11 protein-coding genes are annotated in these 22,150 nt (G+C 72.0%); 2 read left to right on the plus strand and 9 right to left on the minus strand.

The annotated features are described in order from the left end of the window. Positions 1-150: 150 nt before the first annotated feature. The gene (locus BCD48_RS30885) at positions 151-1,854 is read left to right on the plus strand and encodes a glycosyltransferase family 39 protein (protein WP_071051908.1); all 1,704 of its coding nucleotides are present in this window, start codon (positions 151-153) and stop codon (positions 1,852-1,854) included. A 71-nt stretch (positions 1,855-1,925) separates the two neighbouring features. Here BCD48_RS30885 and BCD48_RS30890 read toward each other — a convergent pair whose 3' ends face one another. The 5 genes from BCD48_RS30890 to BCD48_RS30910 form a co-directional block, all read right to left on the minus strand. After that, a complete protein-coding gene (locus BCD48_RS30890) occupies positions 1,926-3,044 on the minus strand; it encodes a glycoside hydrolase family 26 protein (RefSeq protein ID WP_071051909.1) in 1,119 nt (372 codons plus the stop codon). Then, positions 3,041-4,930, minus strand: a complete 1,890-nt coding sequence (locus tag BCD48_RS30895; protein ID WP_071051910.1) for a glycosyltransferase family 2 protein — start codon at positions 4,928-4,930, stop codon at positions 3,041-3,043. The genes BCD48_RS30890 and BCD48_RS30895 overlap by 4 nt, the downstream gene beginning before the upstream one ends. A gap of 459 nt (positions 4,931-5,389) precedes the next feature. Then, positions 5,390-7,588, minus strand: coding sequence for a serine/threonine-protein kinase (locus BCD48_RS30900; protein WP_071051911.1), 2,199 nt, complete (start codon positions 7,586-7,588; stop codon positions 5,390-5,392). A 402-nt stretch (positions 7,589-7,990) separates the two neighbouring features. After that, positions 7,991-8,347: an ATP-binding protein gene (locus BCD48_RS30905; protein ID WP_116271719.1), complete on the minus strand. Its 357-nt coding sequence runs from the start codon at positions 8,345-8,347 to the stop codon at positions 7,991-7,993. Between the two features lie 170 nt (positions 8,348-8,517). Then, the gene (locus BCD48_RS30910; RefSeq protein ID WP_083419459.1) at positions 8,518-10,899 is read right to left on the minus strand and encodes a SpoIIE family protein phosphatase; all 2,382 of its coding nucleotides are present in this window, start codon (positions 10,897-10,899) and stop codon (positions 8,518-8,520) included. A gap of 231 nt (positions 10,900-11,130) precedes the next feature. Here BCD48_RS30910 and BCD48_RS30915 point away from each other — a divergent pair, with 231 nt between their 5' ends. Beyond that, positions 11,131-14,997 (plus strand): HAMP domain-containing protein, encoded by a 3,867-nt coding sequence (locus tag BCD48_RS30915; protein WP_071051912.1) that lies wholly within the window; start codon positions 11,131-11,133, stop codon positions 14,995-14,997. A 103-nt stretch (positions 14,998-15,100) separates the two neighbouring features. On the opposite strand, the gene BCD48_RS30920 is transcribed toward BCD48_RS30915, so the two are convergent. From BCD48_RS30920 to BCD48_RS55085, 4 genes are all read right to left on the minus strand, one after another. After that, positions 15,101-16,546 (minus strand): amidase, encoded by a 1,446-nt coding sequence (locus BCD48_RS30920; protein ID WP_071051913.1) that lies wholly within the window; start codon positions 16,544-16,546, stop codon positions 15,101-15,103. Positions 16,547-16,725: 179 nt separating this feature from the next. Next, on the minus strand, positions 16,726-17,661 hold the full coding sequence (locus BCD48_RS30925; RefSeq protein ID WP_071051914.1) for an SDR family oxidoreductase: 936 nt from the start codon (positions 17,659-17,661) through the stop codon (positions 16,726-16,728). Beyond that, a complete protein-coding gene (locus BCD48_RS30930) occupies positions 17,658-19,064 on the minus strand; it encodes an FAD-binding oxidoreductase (RefSeq protein WP_071051915.1) in 1,407 nt (468 codons plus the stop codon). The genes BCD48_RS30925 and BCD48_RS30930 overlap by 4 nt, the downstream gene beginning before the upstream one ends. A gap of 87 nt (positions 19,065-19,151) precedes the next feature. Then, positions 19,152-22,142, minus strand: a complete 2,991-nt coding sequence (locus BCD48_RS55085) for an ATP-binding protein (RefSeq protein ID WP_198543462.1) — start codon at positions 22,140-22,142, stop codon at positions 19,152-19,154. Positions 22,143-22,150: the final 8 nt, after the last annotated feature.

Below are 22,150 nucleotides of genomic sequence, written 5' to 3' on the forward strand. Positions count from 1 at the left end.
GGGTTCTTTGAAGACCGATCCGGTCACGGATGAGGCGATCCCGCGGGCCGCGTGCCTTCCCGGGATGCCGGAGAAAGACCTCGCGGCCGACGCGGTCCGGGTTCGTCTCGGATGCCGCGGCTGGCGGCGGGGCCGCGGCGGAATTCCCTCATGACAGCCACCGAGCCTGACCGGGTACAGACGGTCGGCAGTATCCGCGACCGGCGCCGCTGGCGGCCGCGACTCGTCGTTGATGCCCGCCTGGGGCTGGCAGCCGGGCTGGTGGCTGTGCTGGCCGTTCAGGCGGCGATCTCGCTGAGCCTCTCGGCCACCGGTCTCTCGGCCACCGCCTTTGAGGATGAGGCGCTCTACCTCCACGCCGGTCGGCAGATCCTGAACTCCTGGATTCACGGAGGACCGGGCTACGACGACTTCGCCAGCTACTTCTCAGGCTCCCCGTACATCTACCCACCGCTCGGCGCCCTGGCGGACGGCGCCGGCGGGCTCGCCGGCGCGCGGTTGCTCAGCCTGGTCTTCGCTCTGGTCACCACGGTCCTCGTCGCGACGGTAGGCCGCTCACTGTTCAACCGGGCCGCGGGCGTGGCCGGGGCCGCGGCGTTCGTCTGCGGGGGACCGGTCCTCTTCCTCGGTGGATTCGCCACCTACGACGCGATGGCGCTCATGCTCCTGGTCGGCGGCCTGGCCGTCGGGCTCCGGGCCGCGGCCGCGGAACGGACCAGGACCGCGCTGCTGCTCGCATCCGTCGCGGGCATCCTTCTCGGCGGGGCCGTCGCGACGAAATACATGGTCGCGTTGTTCGTCCCTTCCATCTGTCTGATCGTGCTCACCATGACCGTTCGGACGTCGAGATCGCCGTCGGACCGGGGCGCGGAAGCCTCCGGAACGCCGTTTCCGGCGCCGCGGCCGCCAGCCGCGCGCGCGTCGGCAACCGGTAGCCACCGGAGGCCGACACGGCGAGCACGCGGCCGGGAGTTCCGGCTGTCGGTGCGGCTGGCCGGGCTCGCCCTCGGCGGCACCGTCGGAGCGGCGGCCGTTGCCGGCGTATGGCTGGGGCTCACCGGCACCAGGCAGCTCTCCGGCATGATGATGACCACCATCTCCCGCACGCCATTCGTTACCACGGGCCGGCTCGACGTATTCGAGCACGGTCTCCGGTGGGCGGCGCCGACCCTGCTGGTGGCCGTCCTGGCGGTTCCGCTGGTCGGGCGCCAGCGGCCGGCGCTGACCGGCCTGCTACTCATCACCTCTCTTCTCCCGATCATCTTCCAGGCGCGGTCTGGTGAGCTGACATCGCTGCACAAGCATGTGGCCTTCGGCCTTGCCTTCGCGGCCCCGCTGGCCGGCGCCGGGCTGGCGAGCGCGGTCACGTGGCTCAGCGCTCGCAACTCCGGGAGGATGCTGAAACCCGGCATTCTCCTGGCGTCGGCGGCCGGTCTCGTGCTGCTGTACAGCGGCGCACGGACCGCGCACGATCTGTTCGGCCAGTGGGCGGACAGCCGCCCCCTTGTCGCGTTCCTCAGGACCCAGGTCGGCAATCCCTCGGACCATTATCTGGTCGAGGAGTCGGAAGTACCGCGTTACTACCTGGAGGACCGGACGGCGTCCGGTCAGTGGGACAACACGTACTACCTCTACTACGTGGACCCGCGTACAAAAGCAGCAATCCCCGGTGTGGGCGCCTACCGCGCGGCCCTCACCGATCGCTACTTCGAGATCGTCGTACTGCGCTACGGTCCTACCGCGGCGCTCGACCGACAGATCCGCGACATCCTCGATGACACGACGAGATATCGCCAGATCGCGCAGGTACCAGATGCCAGCGGTTGGACCATCTGGCGCCGGGTCGCCCCCTGACCTTGCTCTGATCTCGCCCTGACCCTTGCCGGCGTACGCCGAGATTGGCCGAAGGCAGCAGAGGGCCAAGGTCAGCGGAGCGGCGCCAGGGTCAACCGGGGCTTGTTCCCTCGCTGCCAGGTCACGTCGTAGCGCGGATCGGCGGCGCCAGCCGCGAATGCCCGCGCGGCCGTGGGTGACACGGCCACCCGCCAGTCGGTCTCCTTCATGGCCTCCTGCCAGATGACACCGATGATCTCCGGGTGCCGAGGAAGGGAGTCGAAGAGCTGGGCGATCCATTCAGCCTTGCGCCCCGCCCCGTCGGCCGCGCCCGTCTCCGTGATCACGATCGGCTTCGGGGTGATCCGCGAGACCTCGGCGATGCTGCTGTCGAACAGCTCGTCGAAGGACCTGTAGGCCTCAAGGCCCGCCGTGCCGTAGTAGCCGGAGAAGCCCACCCAGTCCACATACGCGTCGCCCGGATAGAGCTCGGCGAGCGGGGTGGAGTTCTGGTAGCTGATGTTCGGGCTCCAGATCCATACGACGTTCCTCGCCCCCTCCGCCGCGAAGATGTCATGGACGTGGCGCCAGGCCCGGACATAGTCCCCAGGCTTGTTGCCGTTCGCCTGTTCGGACCATGGGTACCAGTAACCGTTCATCTCGTGCGCGAACCGCATGCCGATCGTGTAGTCGAGTTTCTTGACTCCGCGCGCCCAAGACCGGATGTAGGAGTCGAAGGAGCCGTCGATGATCCTGCTGAGCTGGTATTTTGGTTGTTCGCCGCGGAGCTTGTCGTTCATGGGCACGACGGTGTAGTCCCACGGCTCCCAGGCCACTATCGGCATCATCCCCAGGCGCGCGACCTTGTCCAGCGCGTCGGCACTGAAACCGTCCGCGGCCCAGCCCTGGGAGAACTGGTAGGCCCGAGGCCGGTAGGTCGTCGTCCGGGCGAAGTCCGCGGCGGCGCCGAAGTCGTGGACTCCCTCGGCGGTCATGATGCCGAGGAAGACCTTTCCCCAGTCGGGGAAGACCGTCGCGGGGCCCGCCGGGTCCGGGATGGCGGAAGGCGGCATGAGATCCGCTGGCAGCTCGCCGGCCAGCGTCGCCGGCGGTGTCTCGGCTCCGGCCAGGTTCGGCGCCACCCGAAAGACATAGCCGGCGAGCGCGAGCACCAGGACCAGGCCGAGCACCCGCGGCACCGCGAGCCTCACCGCGCGCCTTCCTTGCCCGGAGTCTTCTCGGCCAGCCGCGGGGCCAGCAGGAGCTGGTTCTCCACCCGGTCCGAGGCGGCGGGCGCGGGTATGCGCGGCACCGCCGCGGGCAGGTCACCGGATGCGGGCACGTCATCAGATGTCGTGGCCCCACCGCGCGCGGCGATTCTTCCCACCGCGGCGATCAGGGGCGGGGACATCCCCACCACGAGGCTGAGGAGCGCCCAGGCCTGCGGGGTGGCGTAGTGGCGGTTCACGGCGAGGTTGACGCCCAGCAGGGCCCCGGCGATGGCTGCCCAGGCGAGGTGCAGACGGAACGTGCGAAGCGACTCGCTGCTGCGCAGCTCTCCCTTGGCGGTGACCGCGTAGGCCAGCGGCCGGCGCAGCAGCGCGGCGAACGCGGCGGACACGTAGATCGGCCCGGCGAACAGCGTCAGAGCCATACCGGATATCCCGGCCTCACGTCTTTCGTGATCGGCGAGGTTGAATCGGCGAAGCCACAGCCAAACGCTGAGCCAGCTGCCCAGGCTCGCTGACCACAGCGTCAGCCACGGATCACCGGGCAGGCTGATCGCGGTGGCGCCGAAAATCAGGTAGGCGATCGTTGCCAGGCTGCCGAACAGCAGGCTCATGGCGACGCTCGGATAGTAGAACTGCACCATTCCGTACAGCAGCCGCTGGCGGGCGCGCAGCCTGATCCCGGCCTTCGCCCGGCGGCGCAGCTTGACGTCCCAGACGCCGTACGCCCATCGTTTCTGCTGGTTGAAGTAGTCGGTCCAGGTGGTCGGCCCCTCGCCGATCGCGATCACGTCGGGCGTGTAGACACCCTTCCAGGGGTTTCCGGTCGCCGGGTTGACCGTGCCCTGTACCCGCATGCTGGTCAGGTGGTCCTCGATGATCGAGTCCTGGTAGCCGCCGATCTGTCGCCAGGCGTCCGGGCGGTAGAGGTGGTTGGTGCCGATCAACAGCGGCGCGTCCAGGCCGTTTCCGCCCCGTTCGATCACGCCGTTGAAGAGGTACTGCTGCATCGAGGCCCCGCGCGCCACCCAGTTCTCACGCATGTTCCCGTAGACCTGGGGAGCCACGACAAAGGCGACGTCCGGATCGCGGAAGTAGCCCAGGGTGCGTTCCAGGAAACAGGTCAGTGGCACGTGGTCGGGATCCATCTGGGCCACCACGTCATAGTGGCTCTCGTGTTCGGCGCGCCAGGCGTTGTGATTGCCGGACTTGCTTCGGACCCGGAACTCGCCGCTGGGCTGGTTGTACTCGGGGCGTCCTTTGCGGCTGAAGTGCATGATCCCCAGCTCGTCCGCGATCCGCCGGACCTCCGGATCGTCCTCCTCGTCCAGGATCCACGGTGTCAGGAAACCGTCGGGGTAGGAGATCTCCCGCATCGCCCGCAGGGTCCGGGCCACGACGGAGATTGGTTCCTTCGACGGAACGATCGTGGTGAGCACCGCCACCCGCAGCCCCGGGGGCGGGGTGAACGGTACGGGGTCCTTGGCGTTCCAGGCGAGTATCCAGATGACAGTGACCTGAACGAGTCTGATGACCTCGACGAGGATGACGAGGCAGAAACTCACCCGGGCCAGGGTCAGCCGCCAGTCGCCGATCCCGATCACGCCGGGGCCGGGCACGTGCGCCGGCAGCAGCAGCCATCCGATGAGCAGCAGGTCCACCAGCGCGGTGAAGGCGAACAGGAGGGTGAGGGCGAACCGGCGGCCCGGCGGCACGACGGAGCGGAACTCCACCCGCGGGCTCTCGCCCCGCGGAGCGGACAGGGGTCCACATGCCTCGGCGCAGCGCGCATAGGCGTCCCACACCGTGAGGTTGCGGCGGGCGTGCTTCGCCACCGGCCGCGCGGGTTTCCGCCCGGCTACCGCCATAGCTTCCCCCTCGCCATGGGCCGCCCTGACCACCTGGCTCCTGGTGCGGAATCAGCGAGCCGACAGGGACGTGAGCTTTGTTACGTCAGAAGGCTTTGTTACGTCAGAAGGCAGTGCCCCGCGCCTCGACAGCTGTCGCCGAACGCGTTTGGTGATCGCCTCGCAAGGCCGTGAAACATCGAGCGGGCACCGGAGGGGGCGGGAGGTCTGGACTCTCGGCGGGATGGCTCCGAATGGTCGTCGAGCACTGGTCCACCGGCTGGCCGGACACGTACGACCACGGTGGACTGGAACAGGGTGATCCCGAACAGGAACGACCTGAAGGGCCGCCTTCTGGGCACTTTAGCGAAGCGGTCGCGCGCACGGACAGGAGGGTGCCGTTCGCCGCCGGTCGCCGGCCGGGCGGCGGCGGGCACCGTACGGTATCCACAGAGGGAAAACCGTGATCACGCGAAGAGGTCATCCGACGCGCACTGCGTAGAGTTCGTTGTCGTCGGTCCCGAAGTAGGCGATGCCGTCGGCGACCGCGACCGTGTGCACTCCGCTGCTGGCCGGGTACGCCCACCGCTGGGCCCCCGTGGCGGCGTCGATGGCGTAAAGATTGGCATCGCTGCTGCCGAGGTAGACGGTGTTACCGACCACCGTCGGCGCGCTGACGTCCCCCGCGGCGCGGAACGTCCACAGTTTTTCCCCGCTTGTGGCGCGAAGCGCGTGCAGGGTCCGATCATTACCGCCCATATAGACAACACCATTGGCGATGGTCGGCCCGGCACCGACGGAGACGCCGCCGAATGTCCAGGCCTTGTTCCCGCTGCCGGCGTCGACGGCGTAAAGGGTTCCATCGCCACTGCCGAAGTAGACCATCCCGCCCATCACGCCGGGAATACCGGACACCGCGCCGGAGGTGGGAAACTTCCATCTCTGCTCTCCGCTGGAGGCGTCCACGGCGTAAAGATTGGTGTCACTGCTGCCGACGTACACGGTCTCACCGGCCATGGTCGGTGAATGCGTGTCGTTCTCGGTCGGAAACTTCCACCGGAGCGTGCCGGCGACCGCATCGACGGCGTACAGGTGGAAATCGGCGCTGCCGACATACACGACGCCCCCGCCCCCCACCGCGGTGTGTACGATCCCGCCGGTCTGGTATGCCCAGCGCTGCTGGCCCGTGACGGCGTCGATGGCGTACAGATTGGTGTCGTCGGCGCCGAGGTAGACCACCCCGCCGAGGGTGAAGGGAGCCGATCCGAGCGCGGCGTTGGTCCTGTACTTCCACGCCGCTGCCCCGGTCGATGTCCGAAGCGCGTACAAGGTGCCGTCGTTGCTGGACACGTATACGAAGTCGCCCGCGACCCGGGGGCGGGAGAACGTGGTGCCAACCGTGCGGAATTTCCAGCGCAGGGTCCTGGACGCAGGAGCGTCGTCGTCGAGAAGCAGCCAGGCGGTCGTTCCGGCGGCGGCGGCGCCCGCCGCGCCCACCGCGCCGATCGCGCCGATCAGCAGCCGGCGGCGGCTGGGCCGCGGTTGCCGAGATGGCTGGAGAGGTGGTTCCTCGGGAGTCGTGCGGGCCCAGGAGAAGGGCGCGGGCTCCGCGGGTTCCTGGCGGACCGTCGGCTCGCCCGCGACGGGGATGGGCGTGGGGGAGATGCTCTGTTCCCGCGTCGCCATGTCCGCCGACCCGCGCGCGCCGGATGGAGTGGCCCCCGGGGGTCGGCTGTCGGTCGGGGGATTCGGCGGGATGGGCGTCGTTCCCAGCGGGGCCGGCGTCGGTCCCATCAGGGGCGGCGGTGTTTCGATCGTGATCGGCGCCTGGGCGAAGGCGGCGGCCAGCCAGCCCGGCGGGAACATGTCCGCGGCGCCCTGCCCGCCGGTCAGTTCCCTGAGGATGGTGGCCAGATCAGGCCGCCTGGCGGGGTCCTTGGACAGGCAGGCGGCCAACAGAGGCCGCAGCTCGTCCGGTACCTGGGCTAGTTCCGGCGGAGCATGCACGCTCCGGTAGAGCATCGCGGGCACGGACCCGACGCCGAACGGACCGGTTCCGGTGACGGTGAACGCGAGGACCGCGCCGAACGCGAAAATGTCGGTCGGCGGCCCGACCGGTTTACCCTGCACCTGTTCTGGCGACATGAATCCCGGCGAGCCCATCATGGCGCCGGCATGGGTGAGGGTCCCCGAATCCGCGAGCGAGGATATCCCGAAGTCGATCAGACGGGGACCGTCGGGTGCGAGCAGCACGTTGGCGGGTTTGAGGTCCCGATGGATCAGGCCGGCGGCGTGGACGGCGGTGAGTGCCTCCGCCAGCGCGGCGCCGAGCGCTCGCACGGACGCCATCGGAAGCGGTCCGGCATCATGGATCGCGGCGTTGAGGGACGGGCCCGGAATGAAGGCGGTGGCCAGCCAGGGCGGATCCGCGTCGAGATCGGCGTCAATGACCGGCGCCGCGAAGAATCCGCTCACAGCCCTGGATGCGGCCACCTCACGGGCGAACCGCTGACGGATGTGCGTCTCCTGGACGAGATCTGGCCGGATAACCTTGATGGCCACCCGGCGTCCGCTCGGCGAGAAGGCGAGATACACCCGTCCCATACCGCCGCTGCCCAGTACGGCCGCGAGCCGATAACTTCCAACCGTCGGCGGGTCGTTCGGACCCAATGCCTCCAAGGCCGCTCCCTCCCCGCGCCGCCGGACCACGGCTTCTCGGCCCGGTGGAAACTCTACCTGCAGAGATCGGTGGGCAGACCGCGCCCGGCGCGGTATCCGTTCAGGTATCCGCCGATCCCGCTTCTGGCCGTCGCGGGGCAGGAGATGACTTCGAGTGGGTGTTCCGTGGCACGCTCGTTTTCAGGTTTCCGACCCATGGATTACTGTCTGTAGTCATGAAGTGTGATCGTCGCCCGTGGTGTTACGGCTGGTGTATCCGACCATGACACAGTGTTCGGCTGCTGTGTCCCGCTCGCCCACGGCGATACGACGAGAACGCCGGCCGAGTCGCACGGCTCGGTTCACCCTCCGGACAGCTCTGTCCGGAGGACGACAGATCGACAGCCGGGTTAAGGCGCGCGGCTAGCGACCAAGCCAGAACCAGACGGTCTTCCCCCCGTCACTGTGTACGTTCGTGCCCCAGTCGGCCGCGAGCGTCGCGACAAGGTGGAGGCCGCGGCCGCCGGACGCGCCCAGGCTCACCGGCCAGTGAACCGGCCACCGGCGGCTGTCGGCGTCGCGGACGCCGAACCAGATCACCAGTTCGCCGGCCCGGACCTCGACCTCGGCCGCGCTGTCCGCGTGCACGACCGCGTTGGTGACGATTTCGCTCAGCAGCAGGATCGCGTCGTCGACCAGGGCCGGTTCGCATCCGTGGCGGGTTAACACCTCGGCCGCCCGCCGCCGGGCGGTCCGGGGCGACTCGGGACTGGCCGGCACCGCGAATACATCGAGTACCGCGCCCCGTGGGGGACTCTGGGAAGGTCGCAGAGAGCGCGGCTCGCCCGTCGGCGGGACAGTCAGACCCACGGCGCGACCACCTTCTCTCGATCCGCCTGAAAGATGCCGATGCGGGTCGTACCCGGCCGAACGGCGCTATCACCCCGCAGTTATGCCAGCAGTTCGACGATGACCAGACAGGTGTCGTCGTCGGTGTCCGGCGTGCAGTGCGCGAGCAGGAAGTCCGCCCGTCGCCCGACGTCCGGGTGGGGCGCGGCGGCGAGACGCAGCAGGTCACGCAGCGACTCGTCGAGGCCGGTGCCCCGCCGCTCGACGAGTCCGTCGGTGTAGAGCAGCAGGGCGTCGCCGGGTGTGAGCTGCGTGACGGTCTCCTCGTAGGAGACGTCGGGATCGACACCCAGCAGCAGGCCGTCGGGGACCGGGAGCGCCTCGGCCCGGCCGTCGCGGACGAGGACGGGGGGCAGGTGCCCGGCGCGTGCCCAGCGTAGGGCGCGGTCCTCCGGCCGGTAGAGGCCGCAGACGACGGTGGCGGTGATGTCGTCGGTGAGGTGGCAGGCGACGTTGTTCAGCCACCGCAGCAGCTGCCCGGGCCCGGCGCCGGTGACGGCGAGGCCTCGCAGGCCGTTGCGCAGCGCCGTCATCCCCGCGACCGACCGGATGCTGTGGCCGGCGACGTCGCCGACGGCCAGCAGGATCTGCCCGTCGGGCAGCACTATCGCGTCGTACCAGTCGCCGCCGACCAGGCTCTCCTGCTCGGCGGGCCGGTAACGGACGGCTACGGCGAGGCCGCTGGTGGTCAGCAGCGGCTGGGCCTCCGGGAGGATCGCCTTCTGGAGGGCGAGCGCGAGCATGTGCTGGCTCGCGGCCCGCGCCTCGGAGTCCGCGAGCTGGCTCTGCGTGGCGTGCAGGACGAGCTCGGTCCGGTACTGGTCGGTGAGGTCCTGGTAGACCCCGCGGACGCCGATCAGGGTGCCGGCGGTGTCGGTGACCGGCTCGGCGAACGTGCGCCAGTGCCGCAGCCCGCCGTCGGGCAGCAGGACGCGGAACGAGGCGGTCGCAGCCCGGCCGAGCCGTAGCAGCGCCGCGCGGAAGTGCTCGAACGCGTCCCGGTCCTCGGCGTGGACGTGCGGGTGCAGGTCCTCGAGCGCGATCGGCGGCGCCGAACGCGGGAGGTGGAAGAGGTCGTAGGTGTTGTCCGTCCACCGGATGGCCCCGCTGCCGACGTCCTCCTGCCAGCCGCCGAAACCGCCGAGCCGCTGGACGTGGGTGCCCAGCGAGGCTGGCGCGTCCGCCCCGTCGGTGAACCGCCAGCTGATCGCGACCCCGTCGGCGTGCCTGGTCACGCGGATGTCCATCTCGCGGCTGACGATCACGTCGCCGACCAGGCAGAGCAGCATCGTGCGGTCGGCCGCGTACGGGGCGCCGGTGCTCAGCACGTCGACCGCCCGGCCGAACAGGCCGTCGTCCGCGCCCATCAGGGGATAGAGGTCGAGCAGCCGGGCGCCGCGCACCTCGTCCGCGGGCAGCCGGGCGGGGTCGACGAAGTCGCGGTTGACATAGGTGACCCGGAAGTCGACGACCTCGCCGGCGTTGTCGCGCATGGCCTGGGCGAGCAGGACCGAGCCGGCGAGCCCGTCCAGCAGGGCCGGCAGCCAGGCATCCGGCACCCGTCCGCCGTCGCCGCCGCCGGCGGTGGCGGTGGCGGTGGCGGTGGCGGCATCGGCGCCGGCCGGGCCGTCGCCCTCCTCGACGCGCGGCCGCAGCGCGCGCTGGCAGACGTCGGCGAGGGCGGCGAGCTCCCGCAGCAGGCGGGTGCCGTCGGCCTCCATCGGCCGCGTCCAGCAGATCTCGACCGCGCCCACCAGGGTGCCGGCGTTCAGCAGCGGCAGCGCGGCCCGGGCCCCGCTCCACGATCCCAGCCGCGGAGGTGCCGGCGGATCGGTGGCCCCGTTGTCTGGAGGCGTTCCGGCCGGCCACCACACCGGCTGCCCCTGGGCGACCGCCCTGGTGGGCGCGCAGTCCAGCTGTGGGGGTATCCGCCGCCAGCGGCTCGCGTCGAGCGCCGTGAGGCCGTGCTGTCCCACCAGGGTGAGCGCGCCGTCCGGTTCCAGCATCCAGAGCGCGATGGCGCAGGCTCCATGGGCGGCGAGGCCTTCCTGCAGCACCGCCCGGGCGACCGCGTCACCGTCCGCGGCGTGGTCCGCCGTCGTGGCGGCGCGCCAGAGCCGCCGCCACGCTCCCGCCTTCGCGGGGGCGCCGGCGACGGTCGGCCGTGGCTCGCCCAGCAGCTCGGCGGCGAACTCGGCGGGGCTGACGCCGGCGGTGTGCGCCAGCCGCTGGAGCTGGTCGGCGGCGTCGGCCGGGGAGGCGCCCAGCCGCGCCATGAGGAGGCCGACGGCCAGGTCCACGAGGTGGGCGCCGGAGGCCCGGGCTTCTAGCTCGAAGATCCGCTGCCGTTGCCGGATGACGATGTCGAGGAGCCGGTTGCGGCGTTCTGGCGACGGCTCGGGCTCCTGCGGCGTTCGGGCCACCCTTCTCCTCTTGCTTGCCCCCGTGAAGGCTTCCCACCTGCGGGCCGCTATGGCGCCGCTTACCCTACTGGGATGCCATTGATAGCTGGGTGACACGGCCGCCGGGTGTGCTAAGAAAGATCGTTCTCGCACACCCTTTGGCCATCCCAAGGCATGATGGCTGCCAATGCGCTATCGCTATCGATGTCGCCGCACCGTGCCGGCGCCTGGACACTCGCCGGGAGAATGTCGATGACGGACACTCTGGTCCCCTCGAAGGCCTCGCTGGCCCGGCCCGACGACAGCGCCCTGCGTCAGCTTCTCGCGGGGCTCACCGCGGTACGCGGAGGTGACTTCGGCACGCGGCTGCCCCAGGTGGGCGACGAGCTGATGGACGAGATCGCCCTCGTCTTCAACGGCATGATCGACCAGCTCGCGCTCTTCACCTCCGAGGTGACCCGGGTGGCCCGCGAGGTGGGCAGCGAGGGCAAGCTCGGCGGCCAGGCCGAGGTGCCGGGGGTCTCCGGGTCCTGGAAGGACCTGACCGACAACGTCAACGCGATGGCCGGGAACCTGACCGGCCAGGTCCGTGACATCGCCCAGGTCGCGACGGCGGTCGCCCGCGGAGACCTGTCCCAGAAGATCACTGTGCAGGCCCGCGGCGAGATCCTGGAGCTGAAGAACACCATCAACACGATGGTCGACCAGCTGTCCTCGTTCGCGGACGAGGTGACCCGGGTGGCCCGTGAGGTCGGCACCGACGGCCGGCTCGGCGGCCAGGCCAACGTGAAGGGCGTCTCCGGCACATGGCGTGACCTCACCGAGTCGGTGAACGTCATGGCCGACAACCTGACGGACCAGGTGCGCTCCATCGCGCAGGTGACCACGGCGGTGGCGAAGGGTGACCTGTCGCAGAAGATCCGGGTCGACGCGCGCGGGGAGATCCTGGAGCTGAAGGAGACCATCAACACGATGGTCGACCAGCTCTCCGGCTTCGCGGACGAGGTGACCCGGGTGGCCCGTGAGGTCGGCACCCAGGGCAACCTGGGCGGCCAGGCCATCGTGCGGGGCGTGTCGGGCACCTGGAAGGACCTGACCGACAACGTCAACGTGATGGCGTCCAACCTGACCGCGCAGGTGCGCTCGATCGCCCAGGTCGCCACCGGCGTCGCCCGCGGCGACCTCTCCCAGAAGATCACGGTCGAGGCGAAGGGCGAGGTCGCGGCGCTCGCGTCGGCCATCAACACCATGGTGGACACGCTGGGCGCGTTCGCCGACGAGGTGACCCGGGTGGCCCGCGAGGTCGGCACCGACGGCCGGCTCGGCGGCCAGGCGAGCGTGAAGGGCGTGTCGGGCAGCTGGAAGGACCTGACCGACAACGTCAACTTCATGGCGAACAACCTGACCAGCCAGGTCCGCAACATCGCCCAGGTCACCACCGCGGTCGCCCAGGGCGACCTCACCCGCAAGATCGACGTCGACGCGCGCGGGGAGATCCTGGAGCTGAAGGAGACCATCAACACGATGGTCGACCAGCTCTCCTCGTTCGCCGCCGAGGTGACCCGGGTGGCCCGGGAGGTCGGCACCGACGGCATCCTCGGTGGCCAGGCCACGGTCGAGGGGGTGTCCGGCACCTGGAAGCGCCTGACGCAGAACGTCAACGAGCTCGCCGGGAACCTCACCCGCCAGGTCCGCGCCATCTCGGCCGTGACCAGCGCCGTCGCCACCGGTGACCTCACCCGCTCGATCACTGTCGACGCGCAAGGTGAGGTGGCCGAGCTCAAGGACAACATCAACGCGATGGTGCGCTCGCTGCGCGACACGACCCGGATGAACGAGGAACAGGACTGGCTGAAGACCAACCTGGCGCACATCGCCGGGCTGATGCAGGGCCACCGTGACCTGACGACCGTCGCGCAGCTCGTCATCGACGAGCTGACCCCGCTGGTCGGTGCGCAGCACGGCACGTTCTTCCTGGTCGACTCCTCGGTCGACCAGCAGGCCTTCGCCCTCATCGCCAGCTACGGCTACCAGCCCTCACCGGCGACACCTCGCCGGTTCGGCCTCGGCGACTCCCTGATCGGCCAGGCCGCCCGCACCCGCCGCACCATCGTGGTGGACCAGACCCCCGTCGACTACATCACGATCGGTTCGAGTGTCGGCCGGGCCGCGCCCGTCGCCCTCGTCGTGCTGCCGATCGTCTTCGAGGACCAGGCACTGGGCGTCATCGAACTGGCGTCGTTCTCCCCGTTCACCGGGGTCCACCACGCGTTCCTGAACCAGCTCACCGAGACCATCGGCGTCAACGTCAACACGATCGTCGCGAACGCCCGCACCGACGCCCTGCTGGTGGAGTCGCAGCGGCTGGCCGGCGAGCTGCAGGCGCGGTCGGAGGAGCTCCAGTCCCGCCAGGGGGACCTGCAGCGCTCGAACGCCGAGCTCGAGGAGAAGGCCGATCTCCTCGCCCAGCAGAAGCACGACATCGAGGTCAAGAACCGCGAGATCGAGCACGCCCGGCAGGAGCTCGAGGAGCGTGCCCGCCAGCTCGCGCTCGCCTCGAAGTACAAGTCCGAGTTCCTCGCCAACATGTCGCACGAGCTGCGCACGCCGCTCAACAGCCTGCTCATCCTCGCCGGCCTGCTCGCCCGCAACCCGAAGGGCAACCTGACCGGCAAGCAGGTCGAGTACGCCCACGTCATCCACTCGGCGGGCTCGGACCTGCTGCAGCTCATCAACGACATCCTCGACCTGTCCAAGGTCGAGGCGGGCAAGATGGACCTGCACGTCGAGCCGGTCGCCGTCGCCTCGGTGGTGGACGACCTGCGGGCGACGTTCGCGCCCGTCACCATCGAGAAGGGCCTGCGACTCACCGTCGACATCGCGCCGGACGTGCCCGACCGCCTGCTCACCGACCGGCACCGGCTCGCGCAGATCATGCGCAACCTGCTCTCGAACGCGGTGAAGTTTACCGAGCAGGGCCGCGTCGACCTGGCCATCACGATGGCCTCGGCCTCGGGCGCCACCGCCGGCGACCACATCCTGTTCGCCGTCTCCGACACCGGGATCGGCATCGCCGAGGAGAACCTCGACCGGATCTTCGGCGCCTTCCAGCAGGGTGACGGCACCACCAGCCGGCGCTACGGCGGCACCGGCCTGGGGCTGTCGATCTGCCGCGAGGTCGCCACCCTGCTCGGCGGGGAGATCCGCGCGCGCAGCGTCTACGGCAGCGGAAGCACCTTCACGCTGCGGCTGCCCACCACCCCGCCGGCCGAGCTGACCAGCACCGAGCAGGGACGCGATGCCGTGCCGGCCACCACCCCCGGCTCCTCGGCCGGCGCCCTGGGCATCTTCTCGGCTGGCGCCGTGGACGAGACCGCGGTCGACCAGGCCGGCGTGAAGGGGGCCGGCGTGAAGGGGGCCGGCATGGACGAGGCCGCCGAGGGGAGCCCGCCCAGCCTGGCGGACGAAACGCCCGGCGACGCCGCGGGCGGCGCCGCCACCGGCCCGCCGTCCCCGCAACCGCGGCTGCCCGCCGCCGAACCGCGCGCGACCGGTGCCCGGACGGTCCCTGAGGACCGGCCGGCTCATGTGCCGAACCAGGGCGCGCGTACGGACCTTCCGCCCGCCGGTGACCTGGCGGCGGCCGCGCTCCCCGCGGCGCGCAGCGGTCAGCCGGCCGCCGCGAGGGACGCCGCGGCGAGCGATGAAGAGGACACCCTGGTCGGGCGGTCGGTCCTCGTCATCGACGACGACGTCCGCAACGTCTTCGCGATCACCAGCATCCTCGAGTTCTACGGGGCGGCCGTCGACCACGCCCCGGACGGCCGGAAGGGGATCGAGAAGCTGCTGCTCAACCCGTCGACCGACCTGGTCCTCATGGACGTGATGATGCCGGAGATGGACGGGTACACCACGATGGCCGCGATCAGGGCCATGCCCCGGTTCGCCGACATCCCGATCATCGCGGTCACGGCGAAGGCGATGCCCGACGACCAGCAGAAGTGCCTCGACGCCGGCGCCAGCGAGTACGTCACCAAGCCCGTTGACGTCGACGAGCTGCTCGCCCGCGTCCAGGGCGTGCTGGCCCCGCCCGTACCGGGCGCCCGGCTGGCCGGCTGACCGCCACCACGCCACCACGCCACCACGCCGTCGCCTCAGCGCGGTGGCGGCGTGGTGGTCAGGGGCAGCCCCTACCGGCAGCCGGTAGCCCGGACGGCGACGGTCAGGCCCGCCGGGCGGAGAGCGGCGGCCGGCGGTCGCGCCAGGGCATCGCCTCCTCCAGCGCGGCCGAGACGCGCAGCAGCAGGTCCTCCCGCCCGTGGGCGGCGATGATCTGGACGCCGATGGGCAGGTCGCCCGCGCTCTGCCCGAGCGGCAGGCTGACCGCCGGCACGCCGGTCACGTTGGCGACGCTGGTGAACGGCCCGAAGTCGAAGATCTCGCGAAGCCAGCTCTCGACGGTGTGGCCCGGGTCGTCATAGCGGAGCGTGCCGTGCGGCACCGGCAGGCGCGCGAGCGTCGGGGTCACCAGCAGGTCGTGCTCGGCGAGGAAACGGTCGAGGACCTGCCCGACCCGGCCGGCCGCGTCCAGCCCCGCGACGAGGTCGACGGCACCGTGCTCCCGGGCGTAGGCCAGGACCCGCCGGGAGACGGCCTCGAGGCGGTCGGCCGGCGGCTGCCGGGGGGCCAGCAGGAACGGGGCGGCCATGGCGACCGTCTCGATCATGCAGGCCCGGATCACCTCGTCCCACCCGAGCGGCGGCGACGCCTCCTCGACGTGGTGCCCCAGCGCCGCGAGCGCCTCGCCGGCGTGCACGGTCGCCGCGGCGACCTCCGGGTCGACCCCGGCGCCGGACCAGGCCCGGGTCGTCACCGCCACCCGCAGGCCGCCGCCCTGGGACGGCCCGCCGGCGCGCGCGTCGGGCCGCACCTCCCGCGCGTACGGGCGCGCGGGTGGCGGCGCGGCGAAGGCGCCGCCGGCCATCGGCCCGTGCACCGCGTCGAGCAGCGCCGCCGCGTCGCGGACGGTGCGGGTCAGCGCGAACTCGGAGAGCATGCCGAACGCCGCCGCCCCGAGCCCGGCGCCCGTCGGCGTCCGGCCGCGGCTCGGCTTGAGCCCGACCAGGCCGCAGCAGGACGCCGGCACCCGGATCGAGCCGGCTCCGTCGTTGGCATGGGCGACCGGGACGGCGCCCGCCGCGACCAGGGCGGCGGCGCCACCGCTGGAGCCGCCGACGGTGCGGGACGGATCCCAGGGGTTGCGCACCGGGCCGTGCAGCAGCGGCTCGGTGGTGAAGCTCAGCCCCATCTCCGGGGAGATCGTCAGACCCAGCGTCACCAGGCCGGCGGCCCGGAACCGGCGCATCAGCTCATGGTCGGCCGGGGCCGGGATCCCGGGGCCCAGGCTCCGGCTCCCGCACCGGAACGGCACCCCCTCGGCCATCGGGCCCGTGTCCTTGATGAGGAACGGCACCCCGCCGAGCGGGCCCTGGGGGTCGTGGCTCAGCGCCGGGCCGAACAGGGGCGCGGCCAGGGCGTTCAGCCGGTCGTTCGCCCACCCCAGCGCCTTCCGCGCCGCCGCCTCGACCTCGGCGGCGCTCACCTCGCCCTTGGCGATCAGCGTCCGTAGGCCGACCGCGTCGTGACACGCGTATTCGTGCAGATCCATGGAATGTCTCGTCTCCGGGGCGGACGCCGCGCGGGCGCCCGCCCCACGTCGGTCCAGGTCAGGGCATAGGACGGTGGCCCGGCCGCGCTCGGGTGACCGAGCCGGCCGGGCTGGCACTACGTCGCTACGCCGTCAGACTCGGGCGGAGACGTCCCTGGAGAGATTCATCGGTGGAACCTCTACGCCAGGTCGCCCGCCTTTGCCAAGGCATTTTCGGCGCGGCCGTCCTCGCCGCCGTCGCCTTGCGCCGGGCTGGCCGGCTGGAACAGGTGGGCGTGGTCGCGCGCGAAGTCGGTGACCGACCGTGGCGCCCGACCGGTGACGTCCCGCACGTCGGTGGTGGTCGTCGCCATCCACCCCTCCCGCTGCGCGACGAAGATCGCGACGATGGCGTCCGCGACCATCGGCGGCAGCCCGTCCGCGGTCATGGCCTGCCGGGCGTCCTCGTCGCCGACATGGACGTAGCGGACGGGCTGGCCGATGGCCGTGCCCAGCTCCCGGGCGACGCGCTCGAAGGTGATCGCCTCCGGTCCCGTCAGCGTGTAGGCCCGGCCCTCGTGCCCCTCGCCGGTCAGGCACTCGACGGCCACGTCGGCCACGTCCCGCGGGTCGACGAAGGAGATCTCGGCGGCGCCGGCTGGGGCGAACAGCATCCCGGTGCTCGCGATGGCCTGGGCGTGGGCCAGCAGGTTGGTCAGGTAGGTCCGGGGGCGCAGCAGCACCATGGGCAGCCCGGACGCGGCCAGGTGCCGCTCGATGGCGCCGTGCCAGCTGTCGAAGACCAGTGGTGAGGCGGGGTACGGGTCGGGGCCCGACAGCTTGACGACGAGGCCGACGCCGGCGGCCGCCGCCGCGTCGATCGCCGCGCGCTCGTGCCCGATCTGCCCGGGGACGTTGCCGCAGGCCAGGAAGAGCCGGTCGACGCCGGACAGGGCGCGGGCGAGCGTTTCGCGGTCGGAGAAGTCGCCGACCGCGAGCTGCACGCCGGGGCCGAGGACGCGGGCCGCGGCGTCGGCGTCGCGGACGAACGCCCGCACCGGGACGCCGCGGCCGGCGAGGCCGCGCACGACGTGCCGGCCGACGGTACCGGTCGCGCCGGTCACCAGGATCTTCATCGGGAGACTCCCTCGCTCGTGGGGATGTTCGGGTTGAGACGGAAGACGTTCGACGGGTCCAAGCGGTCCTTGAGGGCGGTCAGCCGGCCGAGCCGGTCGCCGTACGCGGCCCGGACGCCGGCGGGGCCCTCGTCGGACAGGAAGGTGGCGAACTGGCCGGCGCTCTCGGGCCGCAGGCGCTGCCACCCGTCGCGCGCCCAGGCCAGGTGCCGCTCGTGGCCCGGGTCGCCCGGGCGCCAGTTCGCGATCAGGCGCAGCTCGAAGCCGGGCTCGCGAGGGCCGACGGCGGTGGCGTCCGGCGCCACCCGGCTGGCCGCGCCGCCGATCATCCACCCGTTGAGCAGCGACAGCGGTGACGTGATCGAGGCGATGGCGTCGACGACGGCGTCGATGGCCGTGTCGGACAGGTCCGGCAGCCGGTGGGAGCGCCAGTAGGAGCAGTTCCCTGGCGAGGCGCTGATGTCGAGCAGCGACTGCAGGGCGCGGTAGGGGACCGGGCGGACGAGGTCGCCGATCGGTGTTCCCACCCCGCGCAGCGGCGCCAACACCGCGGCGCCCTCGGCGAGATCGCCGCACCAGACGGGCAGCAACCCGAGCACCGGGGTGCCGTACCGCTCGGCCGGCAGGAAGGGCATCGGGGGAGCCAGCATGGCGACGAGGGCGACGCCGAGCTCGTCGGGAGCCATGGGCGCGAACTCCCGCAGGAAGCGCAGCACCTGTGGCGCCTGGTCCAGCGGCCAGAAGACCGGTCCGCCGAGGACGACGGGCCCGACCGGGTGCAGGCCGTACTCGAACGCGGTGACGACGCCGAAGTTGCCGCCGCCGCCGCGCAGCCCCCACAGCAGCTCCGGCTCGGTCATGGCGTCGACCCGCAGCCGGTCGCCGTCGGCGGTGACCAGGTCGGCGGCCAGCAGGTTGTCGACGGTCAGCCCGTGCCGGCGCATCAGGTGCCCGAACCCGCCGCCGAGCGTCACCCCGCCGATCCCGGTGGAGCTGACCGAGCCGCCAGTGGTGGCCAGGCCGTGCCGCCCGGTTGCGAGGTCGAACTCGGCCCAGGTCAGGCCGCCCGCCGCGCGCGCGGTGCGGCCGGCGGGGTCGACCGACACCGCCTTCAGCTGCGACAGGTCGATCACGATGCCGTCGTCGCACACGCCGTACCCGAGTACGGAGTGGCCGCCGCCGCGGACCGCGACCGGCAGGTCACGTTCGCGGGCGAACCGGATCGCCGCCTGGACGTCGTCGGTGCCGGCGCAGCGGGCGATCAGGGCGGGATGGCGGTCGACGGCGCCATTCCAGACCTGACGGGCCTCGGCATAGCCCTCTTCGCCCGGTCGCAGCACCGTTCCGCGGAAGTTGCGGCGCAGCGCGTCCGGCGGATCGCGGCGCAAGGTTGTCGTGGTCATGCGGGCAGGGTGCGCGGGCGGGCGTTCCGCGAGCGTTCCTCGACGCCGGGCTCAGCGTTTGGCGCCCGGTTCGCCGGTGTCAGGCCGTCAGGTGTCCAGCTCCGCCCGCGCCGCGGCGTCCCAGACCCGCACGTCGTCGGCCAGCAGTCGCCTGGCCGTCTCGCGGCGCTCGCCGTCGAGCCCGGCGGCCCGCGCGGCGGCCAGGCGGAAACGCAGCAGCATCGCGGGCACGCCCGGGGCGGTGTCACAGCCCGGATCGGCCAGCGCGGCGTCGATGACCGCCAGTCCCGAACCCGCCGCGCCGTCCAGGACGTCGAGGTAGCCGGTCATCGCGTCGGTGACGAGCCGGATCGGCGGCGCCTCGACACGCTGGCGCATCGCCGCAAGCTCCGCGACATGTTGCCGCAGCGACGGCAGGTCCGCCAGGTCCAGGTCGAGCAGCGCGGCGAACAGCAGGGCCCCGGCGAGCGTGAACGGGTGGTTGACCGCCCGGGCGAGCTCGAGCGAGCGGTGCCGCAACCGGTGTGCCTCGGGCATGTCGCCGAGGCAGAAATGCACGTGCGCGAGGCGGGCGAGGCAGAGCGCCTGCGGGTCCTGGCCGTAGGCCAGCAGATGCGCCGGCCGGTTCTCTGGTCGGTAGCGGTCGATGGCGGCGCGCAGATGATCGCGAGCCGACGTCGCGTCGCCCCGCCAGGCCGCCGCGACGCCTTGGACGAAGTTGCCCTCGACGGCGAGCACGTCGTCACTCTCACCCAGAGCACACAGCTGTCCGCCATATTCGAGGGCCGCGTCGAACTCCCCACGCGACAGCACGGCCATCGCGCGCGCCCGCATCAGCGGTGCCGCCGGTTCGACGCCGAGGCGCTCGGCGAGGGCGAACGCCCGGTCCAACGCCGTGCGCAGCCGAGGCGACGCGTACCCGGCGGCGGCGCTCAGCGGCCCGGGCAGCGCGGTCAACAGGGCCAGCTCGTGCTCGTCGCGGTTCCGGGACTCCGGCCCCGACCGCAGGAGCGTCCAGGCCCGGTCCAGCAGGTCGGCGGCCTCCGCGTCGGCGTGGCGCCGCCCCGCCGCCTGGGCGGCGCGTGCGTACCAGTCGACCGCCTCGTCGCGGGCGCCGGCCTGGTGCAGGTGGGCGGCGATCTGCCCGGCGACCTCGTCCCACCGGCCGGCGTGGATGTCCTGGAGCGCCCGGGCGAGCTGCGTGTGGCTGTGGCGGCGGCGCGCCGGCGACATCAGGCGGTAGGCGACCTCGCGCAGCTTGCCGTGGCTGAAGTCGTAGGTGTCGCCGCCGCTGGTCAGCAGCAGCTGCCGCCGCCACACCTCGTCGAGGTCCCGGGCGGCCTCGTTCTCGCCACCTGGGTGGATCCTGACGAGCAGATCGACCGAGACCGATGATCCCGCCGCGGCCGCCACGCCGATCAGGTCCCGGGCGCTGTCCGTCAACGGCAGCAGCCGTGCCTCCAGAACGGCCTGCACCCGCGGCGTGAGCACTCGCGGCTCGGCACCGCGCCAGCCCGCCCGCAGCGCCTCGACGAGGAACAACGGATTGCCCGCCGTCTCGTCATGGAGCCGGTCGGCGTCCGCGCGGTCCAGGTCATGCCCGAGCCCTCGGGCGAGCGCGGCTGACTCCGCCCGCTCCAGCCGGCCCAGGGCCAGCTCGGTGTGGCGGCCGAGTGCCCGCAGGCCACCGAGCAGCCCGTGCAGCGGGTGCCCGGGGTCCGTGTCGACTAGGCGAGCCGTGGCGGCCACGAGCAGCGGCGCCGGTGGGTCGGCGCGCACCAGGTAGTGCAGGAACTGCAGCGTCGGGGCGTCGGCGGCGTGCAGGTCGTCCGCGACCAGCAGCACCGGTCCCTGGCCGGCGCCCGCGCGCAGCGCCTGCGCGGCCGCGTCGAACAGCCGCAGGCGCGAGCCTGGCTCCGCCGGGGCCCGCTGGACCGACAGCTCCGGCAGCAGCGGGGCGAGGGCCGCGAGCTGCGCGGGGGTGAGGTGCCCGCGCCAGCGGGCCACGCCGAGGTCGCGCAGCCAGGCCGCCACGGGGGCGTACGCCAGCGCCCCCTCCGCCTCGTACGACCGGGCGTGCGCGGTGGCCGCGCCGCGCCGCGCGGCCCAGTGCCGGAACTCCTCGACCAGGCGGGTCTTGCCCACGCCGGCCTCGCCGGTGACCGCGACGAGATGGGGCACTCCGGAGCCGGCGTCGCGCCACAGCTCGGTCAGGTGTTGCCGCTGCGCCTGGCGTCCCACGAAGGCCGCCGCGCCGCTCGTTCTCGGCGCGTCGTCGCCCTTCGGTAGCAGCGTCTCGTACAACGCCCGGGTCTTGTCGGACGGCTGGACGCCAAGTTCGTCCTCCAGCGTGGCCACGCATTCGTGGTAGGCGTTCACCGCCCTGGCCCGGTCGCCCTGCGCGTCGTACAGCCGCATCAGCCACCGGTAGGGCGGCTCGGCGAGCCGGTCGTAACGGCGGGCGCGTTCCGCGTAGCCGACCGCGGCGTCGATCTCGCCGCGCCTCGTGAGCAGCGGCACCAACCGGGCGAGTACCGCCATGACCCGCTGGCGGTACTGCTCCCGGTCCGCGATCAGCCACTCGTCGTACCAGCCGTCCAGCAGGTCGCCCGCGTACAGGTCGGCCGCCAGTCGCAGCCTTTCCAGCGCGTTGGCATCGTTCTCGCCGGGCTTGGCGTTCTCGCCGAACTGGATGTTCTCGCCCGGCTGGGCGGCTTCGTCGGGCTGAGCGGTCTCGCTGGACAGTGCGGTCTCGCTGGACGCCGCCACAGCCGCGTCAAACGCCGTGATGTCCGCGGAGAACTCGCGAAGTGAGAGCGTCTGCGCGGTCACCTCCACGTGGCGGTCCGCGGCGGGAAGCAGGGCGCGCAGCGTGTGCAGCACATGCCTGAGGTTCGTGCGGGCCTGTTGCTCGGTGGAATCGGGCCAGAGGAGAAACGCGACCTGCTCACGTCGCTGCGGGGCGCCCCGCCGCAGCGCCAGATATGCCAGCAGCGACTGCGCCCGCAACGACGTCATCACGACGGGCGTCCCGCCCGAGCGGACCTCGAACGCGCCGAGCAGGCGTACCTCCAGCACGTCGCCCA

The organism is Pseudofrankia coriaricola (assembly GCF_001854805.1).
GTDB lineage: Bacteria > Actinomycetota > Actinomycetes > Frankiales > Frankiaceae > Pseudofrankia.